Origin of the sequence: Agrobacterium sp. V1 (genome assembly GCF_030518355.1) — a bacterium.
GTDB lineage: Bacteria > Pseudomonadota > Alphaproteobacteria > Rhizobiales > Rhizobiaceae > Agrobacterium > Agrobacterium cucumeris.
In genome coordinates this window covers 52699-73397 of record NZ_JAULSF010000002.1, presented here as the reverse complement: position 1 = coordinate 73397, position 20699 = coordinate 52699, and the positions used below count along the sequence as shown (strand labels likewise).

Sequence of the window (20699 nt, the reverse complement as noted above, 5' to 3'; positions counted from 1 at the left end):
ATCCTGTCATTTTGGCCCATCGGGAGAATGGGCAGGGAGGAAACAATGGCATTTTTCAGGAAATTTCTCATCGCGGGTGCTGCATCGCTGGTGATGGCATCCGGCGCATTTGCGGCCAATATTGCCGTTGTCGGTGGCAAGAATGACGACGCATTCTGGAACCTCATCAAAAAGGGTCTGGATGACGCACGCCTTGTGGTCGAGGCAAATGGCGGCAAGGTCAATTATCTGCGCCTGCAAACCTACGACAATTTTGCGCCCGATGTGGTGCAGCTGATCCAGACCGCCATCAGCCAGAAGGTCGATGGTCTCGTGATCCCGAACTGGGTGCCCGAAGGCGAGGACCCGGCGATCCGCGAAGCCATTAATGCCGGCATCAAGGTCATTCTCATGAATGCCGGTGGGCACGAAAAGGCTAAGGAACTCGGCGCGATCAACTACGTCGGCTCCGACGAATATCTGGCGGGTGTGGCCGGCGGCGAATATTTCGCCAAGCAGGGCAAAAAGAACGTCATCTGCGTCAATACCGTTCCGGGCGCCGCCAATCAGGAGGCGCGCTGCAAGGGCGTCATCGACGGCATCACCAAGGCTGGCGGCGCCGGCAAGCAGCTGCCGCTTCCGGCCACCAGCTTCGGCGACGCCACCGCCGTCGCCGAGGCCATCAAGGCGACATTGCTACAGGACAGCAAGATCGACGGCGTCCTGACCATTTCGGCTGGCGATGCCGATTCCGCCGCCATCGGCATCATGCAGGCCGGCAAGACCGAAGCCGCCCTGCTCGGCACCTTCGACCTCAACCAGTCCGGCCTCGACCGGATCAAGGACGGGACACAGGGTTTCGCAATCGACCAGCAGCCCTATCTGCAATCATTGCTGGCCGTAACGCTGCTGGCCTCGGCCATCGATTTCGGAACCGATCTGCCGACCGCCCCACTGCTGACGGGACCGAACATCGTCGACAAATCCAACATCCAGACCACGCTTGCCGGCGTCGCCAAGGGAGCGCGCTGAGCGATTATCCGTAGCCATCTCCGATCCCCAAGGAAACCGGGGGTCGGGGTTTGACGGCAAAAGGATATCCCCTCGGCACTTAGGGCCAATATTGGAGTGAACGACGTGAAAAATCTCTCTTTGGGCGACCTTCTGCGCCGCCCGGAATCAGGCGCCTTTCTCGGCCTTGTTTTCGTTCTTGTCTTCTTCGTTGTCTTCGGCAGCATCGAATTCCTGAAACCGGCGGGTGCCGCAAGTTGGCTGAATGTCGCCGCCAATCTCGGCATCGTCGCCATTCCCGTCGGCCTTCTCATGATTTCCGGCGAGCTGGACATTTCCATCGGCGCGATGATCCCGGCCGGCGCGCTGACGGTCGCCATCATCACCGGTTATTACGGCATGCCGATCTGGCTTGGCATCATCGGCGCGCTTGGCCTTGGGGTGCTTGTCGGGCTGATCAACGGTTTTCTGGTGATACGGACCGTGGTGCCGTCACTGATCGTCACGCTCGGCACGCTCTTTGCGGTGCAGGGGCTGATCCTCGGCTTTTCCGTGCTGTTAACCGGCACGACCAGTGTGGCGCTGAGCCCGGCGCAATCCGGCCCCATCGCCAAATTTCTCTTCGGACATTTCATCGGCGGCAGTTTTCAGGTCAGCATCGTCTGGTGGCTGCTGCTGACGGCGATCTATATCTTCTACGTCCATTATTCGCCCTTCGGAAACTGGATCTTCGCCATGGGCGGCGACCGCGTAAGTGCCCGCAATGCCGGTATTCCCACAGACAAGCTGACGGTGACACTTTTCGTCCTTTCCTCCGTCAGCGCCTCCTTCGTCGGGGTCTGTCAGGCAATCCTCTTCAATGTCGCCCAGGTTTCAGCCGGCATGACCTTCATCTTCAACTCCATCATCGCGGTCGTCGTGGGTGGAGTGCTGCTGACGGGCGGTTTCGGTTCGGTGATCGGCATTTTTCTCGGCACCATCACCTTCGCCATCGTCAACCAGGGCATCTATTTCACTTCGTTTGACCGCAACTGGTCGAGCCTCATCATCGGCGTCATGCTGCTGCTCGCAGTGCTGATGAACAACACCTTCCGCGTCATGGCGCTCACCTATTCGCCGAAGAAGAAGTGAGGCTGGACGATGACCACACCCATTCTCGAACTCAGAAACGTCAACAAGTCCTTCGGTCCCATCGATGTTCTGCACGATATCTCGCTGAAGGTGCGCGCCGGCGAGGTGCTCTGCCTGCTGGGCGACAACGGTGCTGGAAAATCCACACTGATCAAGACACTGGCCGGGGTTTATCAGCCCAGTTCCGGTGAGTTGCTGATGGATGGCAAGCCGGTCGATTTCGACGGGCCGCGCGATGCGCAGCGCATGGGCATTTCCACCGTGCACCAGTTTGGCGGAACCTTTCCGCTGATGAGCATCGGCCGCTCCTTCTTCATTGGCGCAGAACCCACGAAAGGCTTTTGGCCTTTCCGCATCTACGACCGCAAGAAGGCCAATGAAATCGCCGTCAAGGCGGTGCAGGAATTCGGCATCACCCGCATCGATGACGGCGACCGCCTTATCGGCGGGCTCTCCGGCGGCGAGCGGCAATCGCTCGCCATCGCCCGCGCGGTGCATTTTGGCGCACGCGTTCTGATCCTCGACGAGCCGACGGCGGCGCTGGGCGTGAAACAGGCGTCCCACGTCCTGCGCATCGTGCTGGAAGCCCGCAAGCGGGGGATCGCGGTGATCTTCATCACCCATCAGGTCACCCACGCCATCGCCGTCGGCGACCATTTCGCCGTCCTCATCCGCGGCGCAGTCGCCGCCAATTTCCGCAAGGGCGAAAAATCCCGCGAGGAGATCACCGACCTGATGGCCGGCGGTGAAGCGCTCGCCGATCTCGGGGCTGAGGTGGAAAATTACATGGCCAGCCATGAGGGCCATCCGCCGCAGCCGCCATCCAGTTAAGACATAGAGAAGGATCAAGACCGATGAAAATCGCCATCGACCCCCACATGCACCGTTTCACCAGCCTCGATGAGCTGCCCGCCAAGGTGAAGGAGCTTGGCTTCGACTGGATCGAACTCAGCCCCCGCGCCGATTTCCTCGAATGGTTCAAGGCGCCGCGTGTCTTTCCCGAGCGCATCAGAGCCTTCAGGAAGGCGCTGAAAGACGCCGATGTCGGCATCGCTGCGCTGCTGCCGATGTATCGCTGGGCCTCAAATGACGAGACCGAACGGCAAGCGGCGGTAAAACACTGGAAGCGGGCCATCGAGATCGCCATCGAACTGGAGGTCGACACGATGAACTCCGAATTCGGCCGCGGCCCGCATCCCGACAAGGGCTCCTGCTACTGCTGCCATACCGGCTCGATGATCGAGGCCTGCGAGGATGCCTGGTGGCGCTCGATGGAAGAACTGGTGCCGATCTTCGAACGTGAAAACATCAACCTGCATGTCGAGCCGCATCCGGAAGACTGGTGCGAGACGCTGCAGCCGGCGCTGGACATCATCCGCACCGTCAATTCGAAAAACGTCAAATTCCTCTATTGCGCGCCGCACACCTTCTACTTCGGTGACGACACCAAGGCGATGCTGCGCGAAGCGAAGGATGTGCTCGCCCATGTGCATGTCGGCGATACCTTCAACCACAAGGCCAGCTCCGGGCTTCGTTATATCCTCAACCCGCCGGGCACGCAGGCGCGAGTGCACCAGCATCTCAATATCGGCCAGGGCGAAGTTCCATGGGACGACTTCTTCAGCACGCTTTCCGAAATCGGCTTCGACGGCATCATGACCTCCTGCGTCTTCGCCTGGGAAGACAGGGCCGATGAATCGAGCCGGTTCATGCGCAGCAAGATGCAGGACTATATCGACCTCTATTTCAAGAAATAACGCGGCAAACCGGCGCTGAAGCTGAGGCGGACCCTGCCTCCGGCCAGCCATTGGCAACATCAAATGGAAAGACGACTGACATGATCAACGGAGAAAGACTGATTTCACGCCCGCTGCGCTGGGCCATGGTGGGCGGCGGACGCACGGGACAGGTGGGTTACAAGCACCGCACGGGCGCCCTGCGCGACGGCAATTACCAGCTCGTCGCCGGCGCATTCGACCTCGATGCCGAAAGAGGCCGAGACTTCGGCGTCAATCTCGGCGTTGCGGCGGAACGCTGCTATGCGGATTACAAGGCGCTGATTGCCGGCGAAACGGCACGCGAAGACGGTGTTGACGTCGTCTCCATCGCCACCCCCAATTTCACGCACTATGAAATCACCAAGGCCTGCCTTGAGGCAGGGCTGCATGTCATCTGCGAAAAACCGCTATTCTTCACCGTGGCGGAATGCGACGAGGTGGCGCGGCTGGCTGAACAGAAGGGCCTGATCGTCGGCGTTACCTATGGTTTTACCGGGCACCCGCTCGTCCACCAGATGGCGGCTATGGTCAAAAAAGGAATGCTGGGCGACATCCGTATCGTCGACCTGCAATATACCCACGGCTTCAACGCCGGTGACGATGTGGACGCGGGCGAAGCCGTAAAATGGCGCACTAATCCCCGCACCGCCGGCCCAACCTTCGTGCTGGGCGATATCGGCACGCATCTTTATTATCTCTCGGAAGTCGTGCTGCCGCATATGAAGGTGAAACGCCTGCTGTGCGACCGCAAGGCTTTCATCCCCACCCGCGCGCCGCTGGAGGACCACGCCACCGTTCTGATGCATTACGACAATGGCGCACGCGGCCGCCTCTGGGTCTCCTCCGTCAATGCCGGTAATATGGGATCGCAGCGTTACCGCTTCGTCGGCTCCAAGGCGTCGCTCGAATGGTCCGATTCCCATCCCGACCAGCTGATCTACGAGGTTCAGGGCGAACCCGGCCGCATCCTGCATCACGGCATGCCCTATCTGGAACAGGAAAGCCTCGCCATCGACCGCATGGGCGCGCTCCATACCGAAGGTCTCGGCGATAGCTGGTCGAATATCTATCTCTGGATTGCCCAGGCGATCGATGCGGCAAATCGTGGTGACAGGGCCTTTCTGAAGACCCACCATTATCCCGGCATCACGGCTGGCACCGAAGGCGTTCGCTGGCTGGAAAACTGCGTCCGCTCGGCCGATGCCGGCGCCGCCTGGGTCGATTTCGCATGACCAGTTTGGGGGCGCGCCGGACCACTCTCCCGTCCTCCTCCTCATCAAGCGCGTCCCCATGCCTTTTTAGAAAGACAACACGATGAAACTCGCAATTTGTACTGATGTCATGGCAAACCTGCCCTTCACCGATATGCTCGACAAATGTGTCGCGCTCGGCGTCGAGGGCATCGAGATGACCGGCGGCGGCTGGTCCAGCGGCCCGCATTTCCGCGCGGACGAACTTCTGGCGGACAGGGGGCTGCTCAAATCCAAGCTGAAGGAAATCGAGGCACGCGGCCTCGAAATCGCTGCGCTGAATTGCTCCGCCAATCCGCTCGATCCCGGCGACATGGGCAGGCGCCACCTTAAGGAAATGCAGGACACCGTCCGGCTGGCCGGAGAGATCGGCGTGACGAAGATCGTCACCATGTCCGGCCTGCCGGAGGCAGCGCCCGGTGATACGGTGCCGAACTGGCTCGTCTACACCAAGAGCTGGCCGACCGAGATGCCGGAGCGCGACCGTTATCAATGGGAGGACCGCGCCTTCCCGCTCTGGCACGGGCTCGTGAAGCTCGCCAAGGAAGCCGGCGTTGAAAAATATGCGCTCGAGAATTTCTCGGCCATGCTCGTCTGGAACCCGGAAACCCTGTTTCGGCTGCGCAACGAGGTTGGCCCGGCGGTGGGCATGAATCTCGATCCGTCACACCTGATGTGGATGGGTGCCGATCCCATCGCCTCTGCCCGGGCACTCGGCGACGCTATCCACCATTGCCATGGCAAGGATACCCGCATCGAACGCGGGTTGGCGGATGTGAACGGCCTCTTGGAGCTGAAAGAGGTGACTGACGTCGCCAATCGCAGCTGGAACTATGTGGCTGTCGGCGCCGGCCGCGATCTGCAATGGTGGAAGGAGTTCTTCTCCGTCGTGCGCATGGCCGGCTACAATGGCTGGGTGAGCCTCGAAATGGAGGATTTCACCATGTCCACCGAGGCGGGCATCCAGTCCTCCATCTGCGCCCTGCAAGCGACCATCAGCCGCTGAGACGAGATCCCGGGCCGCAAAATGCGGCCCGGCACCGATCGCACTACGAGGATGCCATGACCAACCCGATCACCATCACCACCGCTCCCTGCTGCTGGGGCGTCGATGACGTCAAAAACCCCTATCTGCCCCATTGGGAAAAGGTGCTGGATGAGGCGAAGGCCACCGGTTTCGGCGGTCTGGAACTTGGCCCTTATGGCTATCTGCCGCTTGATCTCAAGCGCGTTTCAGAGGCGCTGGACGAGCGCGGCCTGAAGATCGTTGCCGGCACGATCTTTGACGATCTGGTCTCACCTGACAACCGCGACAACCTGCTGCGCCAGACCGACGAGATCTGCGCACTGATCACCCGCCTGCCGAAGCCGGAAACCCATGCCGGCCAGCGTTTTCCCGCCCCCTACCTGACGGTGATGGATTGGGGCCATGATGAGCGAGACTATGCCGCCGGCCATTCCGACCGCGCACCACGCCTCGATGAGGCCGCATGGCGGGGCATGGTCGAAAACATCCGCGCCATTGCAACGCTTGCCCGTGACACCTACGGCGTGCGCGCCACCATCCATCCCCATGCTGGCGGCTATATCGAATTTGCCGACGAGTTGCAGCAGATCGTCGAGGACATTCCCACCGATCTCGCGGGCTTATGCCTCGATACCGGCCATATGGCCTATTCCGGCATGGACCCCATCGCCACGCTTCGCCGCTATTGGGAGCGTGTCGACTATATTCATTTCAAGGATATCGACGCTGCTGTTTTCAAGGAAGTGATGTCAGAACACATCCGTTTCTTCGACGCCTGTGCCAAGGGCGTGATGTGCCCGATCGGTCGCGGCTCGATCGATTATCCGGCGATCCGCAGCCTGCTGACGGAACTCGGCTACGGCGGTTACATCACCATCGAACAGGAACGCGACCCGCGTAATGCCGGCAGCATTCTGAACGATCTGGCGGCCAGCAGGGCGTTTCTTGCCAAAAGCGGTTTCTGAACCGAACGGAGTAAAACCGTGACGCCCCGCGGGAGGTCTAGCCAACACACTATCGCGATCTAATTAGTGATCATTCCCGACACACAAGAATCCTACAGTCTGAAAACCCATGCTTTTATCCGTCACATCCATGTAAAAGCCACATTGGAATATGAGCAGAAGTTTCAGAACGAATTGGCTTTGTTGACAGCAGCTTTGGGCAAATCCAAGATGCGCACCCATAAGCTGAAGCGATCGTTTCTTTGTGTTTTCATGGTGATACGATGATGACCCGCCGCCAGACACTGCTTTTTGCCGCTGCTGCCACCGCCGGCCTTTCGGCCTCGTCCCATCAGGGCCGGACGGCAGGCCCATCGGCCCGTGCCGCCGGATTTTGGTATCCTGAGGAAACCGAGCCGCATGAACGCACTTTCATGCAGTGGCCGGTGAACCCCGCCGTGCATGACGATCCCGATTTCCTTGACGACCTTCAAAAAACCATTGCGAAAATCGCCAATACCATCGCGGAGTTCGAGCCGGCCGTGATGCTGGCCGCAGCGCAGTACCATGGCGCGATCCGCAAACAGGTGTCGCGCAACGTCGAATTATGGGACATTCCGACCGATGATCTGTGGTGTCGCGATTCCGGGCCGTCCTTTGTTGTAGACGGCAAGGGCGGGCTCGCCATCACGCAGTTCAACTTCAACGGCTGGGGCAACAAGCAAACCCATAATGCCGACGGAAAGATTGCCGCGCGGATAGCCGAACGTATGGGCCTTCCGGTTTTTGATGCAGGGCTGGTGGGCGAGGCTGGAGGGGTGGAAACCGACGGCCACGGTACGTTGATCGCCCATGAAAGCAGCTTCATCAATGCCAATCGCAACCGCGGCGACAAGGCAGAAGTCGAACGGCTTCTCCTCGACACTATGGGCGCACGCAAGATGGTGTGGGCACCCGGAATCATCGGAGCTGACATCACCGATTACCACATCGATGCGCTCGCCCGTTTCGTCAAGCCGGGGCAACTGCTGATCCAGATGGGAGACAAGATCGACCACGACGACCCGTGGTCGGTGGCAGCCTTCGAAACCCATGATATTCTGGCCGCAGCCACCGATGCCGAGGGCCGCAAGCTGGATATAATCATTTTGCCGGAACCCTACGACATTCGTGTCGACAGCGCCGATTTCGTATCTTCCTATGTCAATTATTATGTCTGCAACGGTGCGGTCATCGCCGCCGAATTCGGCGATCGGGAAGCCGACGAACGAGCCGCAGCGATTCTTGGCAAGCTTTATCCCGGCCGGGAGATCATCACGTTAAATATCGACCCGGTAGGCGAGGTAGGCGGCGGCATCCATTGTGCCACTCACGAGCAGCCCAAGGTCTGATCACGTAGGGCTCACGTGCCTTTGACGGTGAGATGTGCCGGAGATCGAAACCGGCACGAAAATGGCGTCGAAGACTGAAATGACCTCGACGCCACTCGACCAATCCACTGGCAAGAACCGCCACTACGACCTTCAGGCTTCGACAGGCTCGTGAACATCATCCAAAAGAAAATGCACGGTCACATAACGTGTCGTGTATTTCTGGCCGCTATCGGACACGCTCTCGACGCTACCGCCGTCGGAGGGGTGCCATTTCTGGTAATGAGGGTTGTTGGCAATCAGCGTGATCGCCTTGCCCGAAAACCGGCCGCTCAACCGATAACGAGCCTCTGCCAGGGGCCAGATTTTCTCAAAATCCTGTTGGCTGATACGGGCTTTCAAGGCCTTCCGGGATATCGTTTCCCCGGACGAACCATCTTTGTGCTCCATCGTTGGAATATGCAGGTCAACCTCTTCCGCGCCATCAAGCAGAAAGGCAAATTCATCTGGCCACATCCGTCTCACGTATCGCTCCTCCCAAAGCCTACCACCTTACAACACGATTATGATAACGCCTCCGCCGCGAGAGGCAATGGCGGATATGAACCTGCGCGCGCCAGCGTCACCCTATTCTTCCAGGTCGATGCCGCATGATCTTCAGATTATTATGAGAGATCGCGCATCGAATGCCCTAGCATGGCATCGATCTTCACTAAGGGGGACGGCGCATGCTCCCATCAGCGACTTCATATAGTGCGGGGTATGGCCATAGCCATTTCCGCCATCAGTATCAAATAAACGGAGTTCATAAATTACGGAGAAACCTTGCCTGTCCAATCATCGGACGCACAATGAGCTGAACAACCGAATTGAAAACTCCCACCGGCAGACCCGAAAGTGCGAGAAGATCACGGGTCGGTTCAAACACCGCTTCAGGCACAGCGCTTCCTCTCGGCGGACGATCAAATCAACACGATCTTCCGCCCCCGCCGCTTACACTCTACCCGCCATTTCATACCGCACGCCCGGGCTGATGCGCTCAGCCTGTGGGGCTGAGCATGCCGCTGAAATGACAGTCTGAAACTGGCGACACCGCGCCGCTGGCACCCAACGCCAATCAACGTGGCAATTCCGATTCAAGATGCCCCCGCGAGAACGTAGTCTCCAGCTTTTGAAGGGACCTGAACTTACCACACTCAGATGAACACTATCATTATCTGGACCAGGGATTGACCCTGCAGCCTCGAAATGGCTTGTGTCACGAGTTGCGATCACTAGGGCGTTTGCTGCCGCTGTGGCCAATGTAACCCTCCTGTCCTTGATCACCAAGGGCGACGCAGAGCAACCTCATTTCAGCTGATGCGTCCGCGCGGAAAGTTTGTTTCCGTCGGGGTCGCGAAGATATGCGACGAACGCGCCGTTCGGACGTTCCGTGGGCGGGCTCTCAATTGCCATGCCGCCATGTGCGACACCAGCGGCATGCCATGCCACGACATGGTCGGGGGTCGTCGCCGCAATACCGATCGTTCCGCCGTTGGCAGCGGTCGCCGGCTCCCCGTCAATCGGTTTCGTTATCATCAATCGCCCTCCTTCATGCGCGTAGATCAGTCGACCTTTCGCATCCATCTCGCCGGGCTTGCCCCCTAGGGCAACAAAGGTTGCGTCGTAGAATTTTCTGGATCGTTCCAGGTCGTTACTGCCGATCATGACGTGGGTGAACATGCTTTATCTCCTCTCAGGTGATAGCTGAATTTCATGATGCTACCGCTCGAAGTTACCTAGATATCTGGCCGGCGATGTGCCGAGTGCTTTCTTGAACATGGTGATAAATGCAGACACGGATTCATATCCAAGGTCGCCCGAAACCTGCTGAACTGTCGACCCGGCCGCAAGACTGCGGATTGCGACGATCAATTGTAGCTGCTGTCGCCAACGACCGAATGTGAGGCCGGTCTGGTGCTGGACGAGACGTGCGAGCGAATTCTCACTCATCCCGACCCGCCTTGCCCATAGCGCCATAGTACTGCGATCGGCGGGATCTTCGGCCAGCTCCGATGCAATTCGCACAAGCCGGGGCTCATCTGTAAGCGGGAGATGAAGATGCTCTATCGGCATCCGCGGCAATGCCGACAGAAGCAATGTTGCCATGAGTTCTGAATCTGCGGTCACTGCTGCGGGCTGATTAGCCATCTCAATGATAAGTTCCCGGATGAGCGGGGATAGAGACAGTGTGCAGCACCGGTCCGGCAGATCGGCGGCGCCCGGCTCGATGAACAGAAAAAACAAACGGGCGTTGGCGGTTGCCACGTTGCTATGCGGCATGCCGCCGGGAACCCAGACGCCGCAATGGGGCGGCACCATCCACATCCCGCTTGGAACGCGACATGTCACGCCGCCCCGTGAGGCCATGACAAGCTGCCCTTTTTGGTGGCGGTGTTCAGGTGCCTCCCGTTCGTTCTGGGATACGTCGATCCTCACAGCGTGCACTCGCGCCGCGGACTTTTCTAGTTCGTGGTCGCCCAGGGCTGCAGAAAGGGATAAGGACGGATGGTGGAATTTAGTCATCATTTGAGAGGATATCTAAATTCATCAACAGGCTTTGTCGATAGAGTCATCCCAGATAATTCGGAGAATGACGATGTCAGTGCAACATCATGAGCCTGGATACTGGTCTGATATCTTTCAGACAGAAATTCGATTGCCTCAGACGTGCGATTCCAAGCATTGCATCATGCTTTCAGACAGCGTGGGGCGCAGGGTCAGCCGCATAGCTATCGCACAAATGGCCGTGAAAGCCTTCCTTGAGAGAGTTGGCGTTTGGTTTGCCCGCCGATCACGGACACCGTCGGTCGTTTCAAGCGCTGATCTGTCTGATGCTTATATGCATGCATGCTTAGCGACGCCGTTTTTTTGCTACGTCTCGCCTGAACTCTACGGACTGACCACCTCCATGGGTGACAGAGGCGCGACGCAGGTCGACGCTCACGCGGTGGATGACTTATGAGCGTTCGAACCTTTGTCACCCCCGGGAACGTGATCTTTTCATTGAAGACATTCCTGGCGGCAATGCTTGCTTATTACATCGCGATACGGTTCGATCTGCCGCGACCGTTTTGGGCCGTTTCAACCGTCTACATCGTTGCTCATCCCCTCTCGGGCGCCATCTCATCAAAATCATTCTATCGACTGCTAGGAACGCTGATCGGGGGCGGCGCGACCATCATCATGGTCCCAAATCTCGTGAACTCACCCGCATTGCTTTCCGCAGCGATTATCTTCTGGGTGTCGGGATGCACGTTCATCAGCCTTCTTGATCGCACACCCCGCAGCTATGTTTCCCTGCTGGCCGGATACACCGTGCTTCTCGCAGGATTGCCACTTGTCACGGCGCCGGCAAGCACGTTTGACACTGTCGTTGCGCGGATCGAGGAGATCGGACTTGCGATCCTGTGTGCCTCGATCGTGAGCCACGTTGTTTTTCCAGTCCATGTCGGCACTGCACTGCTCGGGCGGATCGATGCTTGGATGGCAAGGGCGCAGGCGCTCCTTGCGGCAACTGCAACCGCCAAGCCGGATCAAGCCCGAAACAGAGCGGAACGATACGCCTTGGCGGCAGAAGCGGCGGACCTGCGGTCGTTCACAGTTCATCTTCGATATGACCGATCGAGATATCGATCTGCCGTTTCGCTTGTGAGGTCACTGCAGCACCGCATGGTCGCCATTCTTCCGTTGTTGAGCGAACTCGAGGATCAGCGAAGGGCATTGGCTAGGCTCGATACTCCGGGCACGGAGCAGGCCATGTCGATGATTACGGCGATCGGATCAACATCGTTAAGCTCCCCGGAATTCTTCGGGATCAAAACCGATGCGCCAGCCTCTTTCGAAGCGCCTCGATCATGGGAAGTGCTTCTTCTTGCCAATGTTTCGCGGAACTTGCGGAATATTGCTCTAATTTCTCATGAGTATCAGTCGCTTCGAGACGCTTTGAAGGAAGAGAATGCAGCGAGGGCAGTTGGTCGCTTGGCGTCTCGGGAAAACATCCCAGCCCAGCACGCTGACATCGCCATGGCGTTGCTTTCCGCACTGACGGTTGCGATCTGCCTCACCACATCAATCACCTTCTGGATCGCCAGCACGTGGCCCGATGGCATGGCATTTGCCCAGATTTCCGGCGTACTTTGCTGCCTTCTGGCGACGATGGACGATCCGGTGCCAGCCATGCGCAAATTCGCGTATGTCACCCTCTGGTCGGTCATCGCTGCGTCCGTCTATGCCTTCGCGATCCTTCCGCTGATCGATGGTTTTGTGCCGCTTGTCGCTGCACTAGGCCTCTTCCTGATACCTGCAGGGATTTGCCTTGCCGTGCCTTCGCTTGCGATCGTCGGCATGGGCCTTTGTATAAACTTTCCACTTCTTCTTACTCTTCAGGCACATCAGAGCAGCGACTTCATAATGTTTGCAAACTCGGATACCGCGACTGTTCTTGGGATGGTCTGGGCGATCGTGGTGTGCGGCATCTTTCGATCTGTGAGAGCAGAGACGAATGCCAGGAGGCTTTTCTCAGTGACACAGGCGCATGTTGCCGGGATCGCGGCGGGCCAGCATGCAGACGCGCATGTCACGCGCCATCACGTCATCGACGTGGCAGGCATGTTTGCAGTCAGGGCGGCGAAACTACCCGCCACCTCCGGCGCCTCCGATGCCGACCTGATGAGGGACCTGCGCGCGGGGCTGCACATAACGGCAATGCAGGTGCGTTCGGATGAAGCCTCGATACCTGTTTGTCTCAGGGCCGAAGTCATCTTCTCGGCGTTGGAGCTCTTGTATCGGATTACACCCGCCAAGCGTGGTGAGGCCATGGAGCGTGCACTTGGTATGCTGGACGCCTTTATGCTTTCAACCGCGGGCCTTTCCTTAACGGACGCCGACACGGAACTCATGGTGCACGCGGCCGCTCTTCGTCTGTGCCTTGCACCGGAGACGGATCCTCCGGTTTCGACAACGTCTCCATCGAATAGGAATACCAGGTGACCGGACAATTCGACCTCTATGGTGTCTTCCTGCCTTGGTTATCCGCGCTCGCGGTGTGTGCATACGGTCTGCTCCGGGTACTCATACCGGTGTTCGGCAGGCTGGGGCTTTATTCAGCGGTGTGGCATCGCTCGCTGTTCAACCTCGCGCTTTATATCACCCTCCTTGGCGTGCTTTCCGCTATTCTCAACTGGTTGCAGACATGACAAATTTTACCATCACCTTGGGCAGAGCCCTGTTGACCTTATCCATGGTATGTTGCGCAGCGGTACTAAGCTGGCACCTGTGGTCTTTCTACATGGAAGCGCCGTGGACACGCGACGCTCATATCCGGGCAGATATCGTTCGTCTGGCACCAGATGTGTCGGGAACCGTCACGGAGGTTTTGGTATCCGACAACGCGCAAGTCGAAAAAGGGATGCCCCTGTTTCGGATCGAAGCAGACCGTTTCGAACTCTCGCTGCGCCAGGCAGAGGCCCAAGTGCGGAGCAGTAAGGCCGCAGCGGATCTGGCGAAGATCGAATTTGAACGATATCAACTGCTCGCCTCTAAAGAAGCCGCCAGCCTCAAGGAGCGGCAGCATGCAGAAAGCCTGCGGTACCAGGCAGACGCCGCTTACCAATCGGCACTCGTCGCCCTTGATCTGGCGAAGCTGAACCTTGACCGGACAACCGTGAAAGCGCCAGTCTCAGGCAAAATCACGAATTTCCCTTTACGTCGGGGCACCTATGTCTCCGTCGGAAATGCGGTCGGCGTGCTAGTAGAAAGTGACGCCATCTACGTTGCGGGGTACTTTGAAGAAACAAAACTCCCGCGGATCCACGTCGGAGATCGCGTGAAGATCGAGATCATGGGAGAACGGCAACCGATTATCGGCCATGTCGCAGGTGTTGCCGCCGGGATTGAGGATCGCGAGCGAAGCGATACTGCAGGTTCGCTCGCTAGCGTTGCTCCAACATTTTCATGGGTCCGTCTGGCTCAGAGGATTCCGGTGCGGATTGAGATCAATGATGTTCCGAAGTCGGTCAGCCTGATTGCGGGGAGGACTGCAACAGTTTCTGTTGAACCGAGGGGCAACTGAGGCGTAAAACCATCCCCTGCATCGGAATGCGTAGATCGAGGTGCACGCGCGTCCCAGCGCCTTCGTGATCCCGATCTGTCAAGAAGAGACTTGCGGACCCGTCGGCACCCCATTTATCGTACGTCTCCCTCTCCGCAGGAGGATATAGCGAGGGGCCCCGCGGGTATTGCCAAGTTGTTTGAGTTTGGTGTCGAGTTGGCAGGTCCGCTGTTTTCAAGCTACCATTTCCGCGGTGTATTCGGCCCACAGGCAGAATGCGTCAGCCCTTGCGTTGCGATATGAGGCGGCTGAGAGATTGTAGCGGCGGGGCCGAAAGATCGTGTTGATTTGGTCGTGGGCTGACAGGAAGCGTTGCGCCTGGGGTAATTTGAACCGACCCATGATTTTCTCTCGCTTCCTGGTCTGGCGGTGCGAATTTTCAATTCTGTTGTTCAAGCCCTTATGCGCGCGATGATCGGCATCGGGCGCCAGGTTGTGTATTTGCTTGACGTAGCTGCCGAGCTTGTCCGTCACGATGACGCGCGGCCTACCAAATGCCGCACCAGCCTTGAGAAGAAACGCGTGGCAGCCTTTGTGTTGCGGCGGGTTTGAACCAGGATGTCGAGAACATCGCCGTCGGCATCGATCGCCCGCCAGAGCCAGAATTTCCGTCCGCTCATCGTAATGACGGCCTCTGTTGGTTTGCACGCAGAACTGAGCCGGTTAGGCGCATAATTTCCATTGAGAATTGAGCCATGTGAACCTTCCCCCAACGCGGAGAGCGACGGGGGCAACGGAGTGATCCACATGGGACTTTTAAACATCATCCGTCGGATGGCACTGCGTGAGAAGCTGTCAGTGCGGGAGATCAGCCGACGCACCGGGCTGTCACGTAACACGATCGCGAAGTATCTGAGCGCGGGTACGATCGAGCCGACGTTCACGGTACCGGAACGACCGAGCAAGCTTGATCCGTTCGCCGACAAACTCTCTGGCTGGCTGAAGACCCAGGCCGGAAGGTCACGCAAACAGCGCCGAACGCTGAAGCAACTTCATGCCGATCTGACGGCTCTGGGCTTTACCGGCTCCTATGGCCGTGTCGCCGCCTTCGCCCGTGAGTGGCGGGTTGAGCAGCAGACGGCTGGCCGCGGCATATTCGTTCCGCTGTCTTTCCGCCTAGGCGAAGCATTCCAGTTCGATTGGAGTGAGGACTATGCCGTGGTCGGCGGCGAGCGGACGAAGCTGCAGGTGGCGCACATCAAGCTATCGCACAGCCGAGCTTTTCTGGTCCGAGCTTACCTGTTGCAAACGCACGAGATGCTCTTCGACGCTCACTGGCACGGGTTCCGGGTGTTCGGCGGCGTCCCTGGTCGCGGCATTTACGACAACATGAAGACCGCGGTCGATCGTGTTGGCCGCGGCAAGGAACGGCAGGTCAACGTCCGCTTCCAGGCAATGACGAACCACTACGTCTTTGCGCCTGAGTTTTGCAATCCCGCCGCAGGTTGGGAGAAGGGACAGGTTGAGAAGAACGTTCAGGATGCCCGACCACGTTTGTGGCAACAGATGCCGGACTTTCCGGATCTGGCGGCATTGAATGTCTGGCTGGAACAGCATTGCCAGGACCTGTGGCGCGACACAGCGCACGGCACCTTGCCCGGCACGATCGCGGATGTTTGGGCTGATGAGCGGGTAGCATTGATGGCGCTCCCCGCCATGTTTGACGGCTTCGTCGAGCAGAGCAAGCGCGTCTCCCCCACCTGCCTGATCACCTTCGAGCGGAACCGCTACAGCGTACCTGCGTCTTTTGCGAACCGACCCGTCAGCCTGCGGATTTATCCCGAGCGGCTGGTCGTTGTGGCCGAGGGCAATATCCTCTGCGAACATCCGCGGGTGATCGAGCGCAGTCACGACAAACCGCCGCGAACGATTTACGACTGGCGGCATTACCTTGCGGTCATCCAACGCAAGCCCGGTGCTCTACGCAATGGCGCACCCTTCCTGGAATTGCCGCCCGCCTTACGCAAATTGCAGGACCAGATGCTTCGCCGCCCCGGCGGCGATCGTGAGATGGTCGACATTCTCGCTCTCGTTCTTCATCACGACGAGCAGGTTGTCGTCAGGGCTGTGGAGCTGGCTCTGGATCAAGGCGTCGCGACCAAGACGCATGTGTTGAACCTGCTGCATCGCCTGATAGATGGCAAGACGACTGACGACCCCGACATCGACACGCCACAGGCGCTGACCTTGCGGCGTGAACCTAAGGCCAATGTAGAACGCTACGATGGTTTGCGGGTCCGGATCGTGGGAGGTCGCCATGCGTCATGATCCTGCCAGCGCCGCCGTCGTCATCATGCTGCGTAGCCTGAAGATGTATGGCATGGCCCAAGCCGTCACGGACCTGATCGAGCAAGGAGCTCCAGCCTTCGATGCGGCCGTGCCGATCCTGTCCCAGTTGCTAAAAGCCGAGATGGCCGAGCGCGAGGTCCGCTCTATTGCCTATCATATGAAGGCTGCTCGCTTCCCTGCCTACAAGGACATCTCCGGCTACGACTTCGCCGCCAGCGAAATCAACGAGGCGACGGTGCGCCAACTGCATCGATGCGAGTTCATGGACGATGCGCATAACATTGTCCTCGTCGGCGGGCCGGGCACAGGAAAGACCCATATCGCGACTGCCCTCGGTGTTCAGGCTATCGAGCATCACCGCCGAAAAGTCCGCTTCTTCTCGACTATCGAATTGGTCAATGCGCTCGAGCAGGAGAAGGCAAAGGGCAAGGCAGGCCAGATTGCCGAGACGCTGGTCCGTCTCGATCTGCTGATCCTTGATGAACTCGGATATCTTCCGTTCAGCGCGTCAGGCGGAGCGCTGCTCTTCCACCTGCTAAGCAAGCTCTACGAGCGCACCAGCGTCATCATCACCACAAACCTCAGCTTTAGCGAATGGGCCACGGTCTTCGGCGACGCCAAGATGACCACCGCTCTGCTCGATCGCTTGACCCACCGCTGCCACATCCTGGAAACCGGTAACGACAGCTTCCGCTTCAAGGCCAGCTCGGCCGCAGCAGCACAGAAGAGAGGAGAAAAGGCCAATCCCTTGACCAAAGCCTGATCAGAAAACCATACTTAGAGGTGGCTCACTTCTCGGTGGAAAAACCGGCTCAGTTCCGCGTGCAAACCAACACCAAGTCATCACCAACCTCATCAAGCAATCTTGAAAGGAACTTTATTTCTTCAGAGGAACCATCAGTTTCGCATTCTAAGCGATCACTAACTATTTCCCCCACCGAAGCAACATTAGTGTTCGTCAAAAACGAATTTGCTATGAACGGAGCAAAAGTTCTCTCGGCAAAAGCGGAAAGTTCGTCTTCATTTCGGTGACTTACTAGGACAAGAGTGTCCTCATTGACAGATTTATGTCTTTCACGCGTGCCGAACTTATTGGTATTTGGAATTTCTATACGGACCGTCCTCATTAATACGTTCTCCCAATTAAGAATATTGACTCAGCGCTTAAATATGTAGGTCATGGAATAACATTGCCAAGAGGAGAAAATTTGCCGGAGCAATTATTTGAGCTTAGACTTCTGTTGGTAACGCGTGGGAAAGTTGCCAGCTTCGAAGCATCGAGCTTATCGGCCTGTGCTTCAACATGCGCGGCTTTGTATGATGCACCACGCACTTGATTTGACCTCGTCAAATTTATCCGGTTGTCACTCTCGTAATCTCGGCGGTGATTATCGATCAAGCCGAGGATGCCCTCAAGGGTGCCGACGATTACTTCCCCGGTAAGGAAGGTAGGTGTCGGCCATTTAGCTCCCACCTACGATCGCGAGAGTTCGCTGGGCATAGTTGCGCACCTCTTCCTCTACGAAGGCGGTGTTAGGGTCGTGATGGAATGGTGCAGTGTAACTATTGATATCTTCAAGCTCACTATATTGGGACGCAAGAGGATGATCGGGATCTGCCCGAATTGTCCCCAGCATATCCCCTAACCACTTTCCTTCGAGAATTTGATTGGGGAAACGGTAGCGAATGTATTTTTCGAGCAGCGGACGCATAACAGTCCGCATATCTCGCGCGTCGCCACCACGTCCCTCAGCAAAATCTTGCAATCGCATATGATCTTGCAGATAGCCTTCCTTGACCTCGAGTTCGATGTCCCAAGGCTCTATTGATGAGCCGGTCGCAGTCACTGAAAGCTGGAAGGGGGTGCATGACGCGTTGTGTATCATGCCGCGCACCGTATCAAGGAAGAATTTGTCGTGGCTAAGCACCATTACCTGAGCAGCTCTGCCCGGCTCGCCCATTCGCACAATCTCCTTAGCGGTCATCGCTCTTCGGAAGTCGTCGAGGCTGGTAAATGGATCATCGAAAACAACGATCTTTTTCGTGATGTCAGGATCACGCTTGAGTTGCGACAGAAAAAAGGCAAGTGCAAAGGTATTTTTGTCTCCGGCGCTCAGTGTGGTGTCGAAACCGGGAGCGCCGGGATTGGTCCTCGTTACATCGATGTCGCAGGTGTCGAAGCGCAGGCAATAGCTTGACTGAGGCACCTTCCCGACATACGTCTTGCCGCATTGCGCCAGTCGAAAACTTGCGCCGAACGTGCGCAGGAATTGATTGATGTCGGCTTCATATGCGCTGAGTATATTCTGGTCGTAAGCATCGAGCGCCGCTTTTTTGGCATCCTTCACATCAACAAGTGCCTTTTTTTCTTTTAGTAGCTGTGCGTAGTTAGCAGCCAAACTCAGGACCGGGTTCGAGTGTCGCTTCTTAACGGCCTGAAGTTTCGTCAGGGCGGCTGTAGCACTGATCTCGTCAGAGGCGGCATTTGCGTTTTTTACCGCTTCTATCAAACGGTTGGCCTCAACCAACATCGTAGCGTTTGCCCGCAGCTCCGCGCTCGTCGCTAACCAGACCGCAAGTGCTTCGATAAAGGCGGCGGATGGTTCTACAGGCTCTAGCGGGGCAGCGGCCTTCGACTCCAGCATCGCCTTGGCTGAGTCGAACAGGGCTTGGGCCTCGGCGGTGATCCGGTCGGCAGCGTCGGAGGGTATATAGCCATGATCGCAATAGGTTTTCCAAAATTCGGCGTCAGTTGATAGTTGTCTGAAGGCCTGCTCGACTCTGAGAACAGGCGTGGACGACAGTGCGTTATGGAGCGCGGTCGCCATATTCGTAATAGTTTCCTTATGCTTGGCATAGGCCTCACTGAAGTAACCACGATAGGCGTCTATTAAGCTATTGCCGTCGACCTTATTTGCACAAAAGGGACACTTTTCATCAACGATGCGCGTCAAGCCCGTCGACAACCAGCCTTCGCCGCCATCCCGGAAATCATGAAGTGCAAGTTGGAATTGAACGCGTGCCGCTGCATCGGCGGCTATACCCTCGACGGTTTCCATCAGTAGCTCGAGGAAACCTTCTGGTAAGGCGAGTAGCGCTGGCGCAGCCAACAGGCTCCGTGACGAGACTTTCAAATCGTCATTGATAGCTTTGAGTGCTTTCGTTGCCTTTTCGATCTTCTCGTCGATGTCGGCATCTGATGGCAAATCAAGAAATGCCTCGAGCTTCATGCCGAAAGGAAAATGCTGCTCGAGGACCTTTTTCGCAGCCGTGATCTCACTCTGTTTGGTCGTAGCGTCTGTGTCTAGCCTATCTACCTCCTCGGCCAAAGCAACACCTGCCGGACCGACAACGATCCGGTAGAAATTTCGACGGTGCTCAATATCGATTTGCTCGCCCCCATGAACGTTCTCGGTAACGAACTGCTGATCAAAAATCTCAATGCCGACCTGTGCATTCGTCCAAGCACCATTAGAAAATCGAGACAGACCAACGTCGAACGCCAACTGGACTTCTGGTTCTGAGGTTGCCAAGAAAGTCTTGCGGCGCTGAATGAGCCGAGGATCGTCGCGTTGCAGCGAGCGAAGGACAGCGCACAACGTGGTCTTGCCACGTCCATTGCCGCCGTAGATTAGGGTAAAGCGTCCATACTCACCGCCACTTATACGCGCGGCTTTGAAGCGACCAATATTTTTGATCGTCGCAATTTTTCTTAGAAACACGCGTCAAAACCCCTCTAGACCTCGCCTCGCCCCCGGCGGAGTTTCTC

General features: G+C 57.5%; 18 protein-coding genes and 2 pseudogenes. 14 read left to right on the top strand and 6 right to left on the bottom strand.

Going from position 1 to position 20699, the window contains the following annotated elements; all coding sequences use genetic code 11:
* Positions 1 to 45 precede the first annotated feature (45 nt).
* The 7 genes from QSV77_RS14500 (at position 46) to QSV77_RS14470 (ending at position 7141) form a co-directional block, all read left to right on the top strand.
* Positions 46 to 1011, top strand: coding sequence for a substrate-binding domain-containing protein (locus QSV77_RS14500; protein ID WP_302734015.1), 966 nt, complete (start codon positions 46 to 48; stop codon positions 1009 to 1011).
* 105 nt (positions 1012 to 1116) lie between these two features.
* Positions 1117 to 2121: an ABC transporter permease gene (locus QSV77_RS14495; RefSeq protein ID WP_302734014.1), complete on the top strand. Its 1005-nt coding sequence runs from the start codon at positions 1117 to 1119 to the stop codon at positions 2119 to 2121.
* Between the two features lie 9 nt (positions 2122 to 2130).
* Positions 2131 to 2952 (top strand): ATP-binding cassette domain-containing protein, encoded by an 822-nt coding sequence (locus QSV77_RS14490; protein ID WP_302734013.1) that lies wholly within the window; start codon positions 2131 to 2133, stop codon positions 2950 to 2952.
* 23 nt (positions 2953 to 2975) lie between these two features.
* Entirely contained in the window at positions 2976 to 3878 is a 903-nt protein-coding gene (locus tag QSV77_RS14485) for a sugar phosphate isomerase/epimerase family protein (protein ID WP_302734012.1), read from the top strand.
* An 80-nt stretch (positions 3879 to 3958) separates the two neighbouring features.
* Positions 3959 to 5131 (top strand): Gfo/Idh/MocA family protein, encoded by a 1173-nt coding sequence (locus QSV77_RS14480; RefSeq protein WP_302734011.1) that lies wholly within the window; start codon positions 3959 to 3961, stop codon positions 5129 to 5131.
* A gap of 82 nt (positions 5132 to 5213) precedes the next feature.
* Positions 5214 to 6155, top strand: a complete 942-nt coding sequence (locus tag QSV77_RS14475) for a sugar phosphate isomerase/epimerase (RefSeq protein WP_302734010.1) — start codon at positions 5214 to 5216, stop codon at positions 6153 to 6155.
* A gap of 56 nt (positions 6156 to 6211) precedes the next feature.
* Positions 6212 to 7141: a sugar phosphate isomerase/epimerase gene (locus tag QSV77_RS14470; protein ID WP_302734009.1), complete on the top strand. Its 930-nt coding sequence runs from the start codon at positions 6212 to 6214 to the stop codon at positions 7139 to 7141.
* 164 nt (positions 7142 to 7305) lie between these two features.
* On the opposite strand, the gene QSV77_RS14465 is transcribed toward QSV77_RS14470, so the two are convergent.
* Entirely contained in the window at positions 7306 to 7689 is a 384-nt protein-coding gene (locus QSV77_RS14465; protein ID WP_302735301.1) for a hypothetical protein, read from the bottom strand.
* Between QSV77_RS14465 and QSV77_RS14460 the strand changes: the two genes are divergently transcribed.
* On the top strand, positions 7579 to 8511 hold the full coding sequence (locus QSV77_RS14460; protein ID WP_302735253.1) for an agmatine/peptidylarginine deiminase: 933 nt from the start codon (positions 7579 to 7581) through the stop codon (positions 8509 to 8511). The two genes, QSV77_RS14465 and QSV77_RS14460, sit on opposite strands and share 111 nt — an antisense overlap.
* A 132-nt stretch (positions 8512 to 8643) precedes the next feature.
* On the opposite strand, the gene QSV77_RS14455 is transcribed toward QSV77_RS14460, so the two are convergent.
* Positions 8644 to 9006 carry a hypothetical protein gene (locus QSV77_RS14455; protein ID WP_302735252.1) on the bottom strand — a complete coding sequence of 121 codons (363 nt, stop codon included), beginning with the start codon at positions 9004 to 9006 and terminating at the stop codon, positions 8644 to 8646.
* 319 nt (positions 9007 to 9325) lie between these two features.
* On the opposite strand from QSV77_RS14455, the pseudogene QSV77_RS14450 reads away from it, so the two are divergent.
* Positions 9326 to 9546, top strand: a pseudogene (locus tag QSV77_RS14450) (IS6 family transposase); the annotation flags it as partial.
* Between the two features lie 291 nt (positions 9547 to 9837).
* Here the strand turns inward: QSV77_RS14450 and QSV77_RS14445 are convergent.
* Positions 9838 to 10212 (bottom strand): VOC family protein, encoded by a 375-nt coding sequence (locus tag QSV77_RS14445; RefSeq protein WP_302734008.1) that lies wholly within the window; start codon positions 10210 to 10212, stop codon positions 9838 to 9840.
* A 39-nt stretch (positions 10213 to 10251) separates the two neighbouring features.
* On the bottom strand, positions 10252 to 11058 hold the full coding sequence (locus QSV77_RS14440) for a helix-turn-helix domain-containing protein (protein ID WP_302734006.1): 807 nt from the start codon (positions 11056 to 11058) through the stop codon (positions 10252 to 10254).
* A 432-nt stretch (positions 11059 to 11490) separates the two neighbouring features.
* On the opposite strand from QSV77_RS14440, the gene QSV77_RS14435 reads away from it, so the two are divergent.
* Genes QSV77_RS14435 through QSV77_RS14425 form a run of 3 tightly spaced genes read left to right on the top strand, consistent with a single transcriptional unit; the run spans position 11491 to position 14602 of the window.
* The gene (locus tag QSV77_RS14435) at positions 11491 to 13521 is read left to right on the top strand and encodes an FUSC family protein (protein WP_302734005.1); all 2031 of its coding nucleotides are present in this window, start codon (positions 11491 to 11493) and stop codon (positions 13519 to 13521) included.
* Positions 13518 to 13727: a DUF1656 domain-containing protein gene (locus QSV77_RS14430; RefSeq protein WP_080843179.1), complete on the top strand. Its 210-nt coding sequence runs from the start codon at positions 13518 to 13520 to the stop codon at positions 13725 to 13727. The genes QSV77_RS14435 and QSV77_RS14430 overlap by 4 nt, the downstream gene beginning before the upstream one ends.
* Positions 13724 to 14602, top strand: a complete 879-nt coding sequence (locus tag QSV77_RS14425; RefSeq protein WP_302734004.1) for an HlyD family secretion protein — start codon at positions 13724 to 13726, stop codon at positions 14600 to 14602. Before QSV77_RS14430 ends, QSV77_RS14425 begins: the two co-directional genes overlap by 4 nt.
* Positions 14603 to 14815: 213 nt before the next feature.
* On the opposite strand, the pseudogene QSV77_RS14420 reads toward QSV77_RS14425, so the two are convergent.
* Positions 14816 to 15261 (bottom strand): annotated as a pseudogene (locus QSV77_RS14420) (transposase).
* Positions 15262 to 15388: 127 nt separating this feature from the next.
* Between QSV77_RS14420 and istA the strand changes: the two are divergent.
* Positions 15389 to 16909, top strand: a complete 1521-nt coding sequence (gene istA, locus QSV77_RS14415; RefSeq protein ID WP_302734003.1) for an IS21 family transposase — start codon at positions 15389 to 15391, stop codon at positions 16907 to 16909.
* Positions 16899 to 17693: an IS21-like element helper ATPase IstB gene (gene istB, locus QSV77_RS14410; RefSeq protein WP_302734002.1), complete on the top strand. Its 795-nt coding sequence runs from the start codon at positions 16899 to 16901 to the stop codon at positions 17691 to 17693. The genes istA and istB overlap by 11 nt, the downstream gene beginning before the upstream one ends.
* A gap of 700 nt (positions 17694 to 18393) precedes the next feature.
* Here istB and QSV77_RS14405 read toward each other — a convergent pair.
* Positions 18394 to 20652 (bottom strand): AAA family ATPase, encoded by a 2259-nt coding sequence (locus tag QSV77_RS14405; protein ID WP_302734000.1) that lies wholly within the window; start codon positions 20650 to 20652, stop codon positions 18394 to 18396.
* Positions 20653 to 20699 lie beyond the last annotated feature (47 nt).

What these genes read in the sequence shown, in the direction of transcription:
- QSV77_RS14465 (WP_302735301.1), bottom strand. Translation starts at nt 7,689, where the DNA reads ATGGTACTGCGCTGCGGCCAGCATCACGGCCGGCTCGAACTCCGCGAT.
- QSV77_RS14425 (WP_302734004.1), top strand. Translation starts at nt 13,724, where the DNA reads ATGACAAATTTTACCATCACCTTGGGCAGAGCCCTGTTGACCTTATCC.
- QSV77_RS14470 (WP_302734009.1), top strand. Translation starts at nt 6,212, where the DNA reads ATGACCAACCCGATCACCATCACCACCGCTCCCTGCTGCTGGGGCGTC.
- QSV77_RS14480 (WP_302734011.1), top strand. Translation starts at nt 3,959, where the DNA reads ATGATCAACGGAGAAAGACTGATTTCACGCCCGCTGCGCTGGGCCATG.
- QSV77_RS14455 (WP_302735252.1), bottom strand. Translation starts at nt 9,006, where the DNA reads ATGTGGCCAGATGAATTTGCCTTTCTGCTTGATGGCGCGGAAGAGGTT.
- istA (WP_302734003.1), top strand. Translation starts at nt 15,389, where the DNA reads ATGGGACTTTTAAACATCATCCGTCGGATGGCACTGCGTGAGAAGCTG.
- QSV77_RS14475 (WP_302734010.1), top strand. Translation starts at nt 5,214, where the DNA reads ATGAAACTCGCAATTTGTACTGATGTCATGGCAAACCTGCCCTTCACC.
- QSV77_RS14500 (WP_302734015.1), top strand. Translation starts at nt 46, where the DNA reads ATGGCATTTTTCAGGAAATTTCTCATCGCGGGTGCTGCATCGCTGGTG.
- QSV77_RS14440 (WP_302734006.1), bottom strand. Translation starts at nt 11,058, where the DNA reads ATGATGACTAAATTCCACCATCCGTCCTTATCCCTTTCTGCAGCCCTG.
- QSV77_RS14485 (WP_302734012.1), top strand. Translation starts at nt 2,976, where the DNA reads ATGAAAATCGCCATCGACCCCCACATGCACCGTTTCACCAGCCTCGAT.
- QSV77_RS14490 (WP_302734013.1), top strand. Translation starts at nt 2,131, where the DNA reads ATGACCACACCCATTCTCGAACTCAGAAACGTCAACAAGTCCTTCGGT.
- QSV77_RS14445 (WP_302734008.1), bottom strand. Translation starts at nt 10,212, where the DNA reads ATGTTCACCCACGTCATGATCGGCAGTAACGACCTGGAACGATCCAGA.
- istB (WP_302734002.1), top strand. Translation starts at nt 16,899, where the DNA reads ATGCGTCATGATCCTGCCAGCGCCGCCGTCGTCATCATGCTGCGTAGC.
- QSV77_RS14435 (WP_302734005.1), top strand. Translation starts at nt 11,491, where the DNA reads ATGAGCGTTCGAACCTTTGTCACCCCCGGGAACGTGATCTTTTCATTG.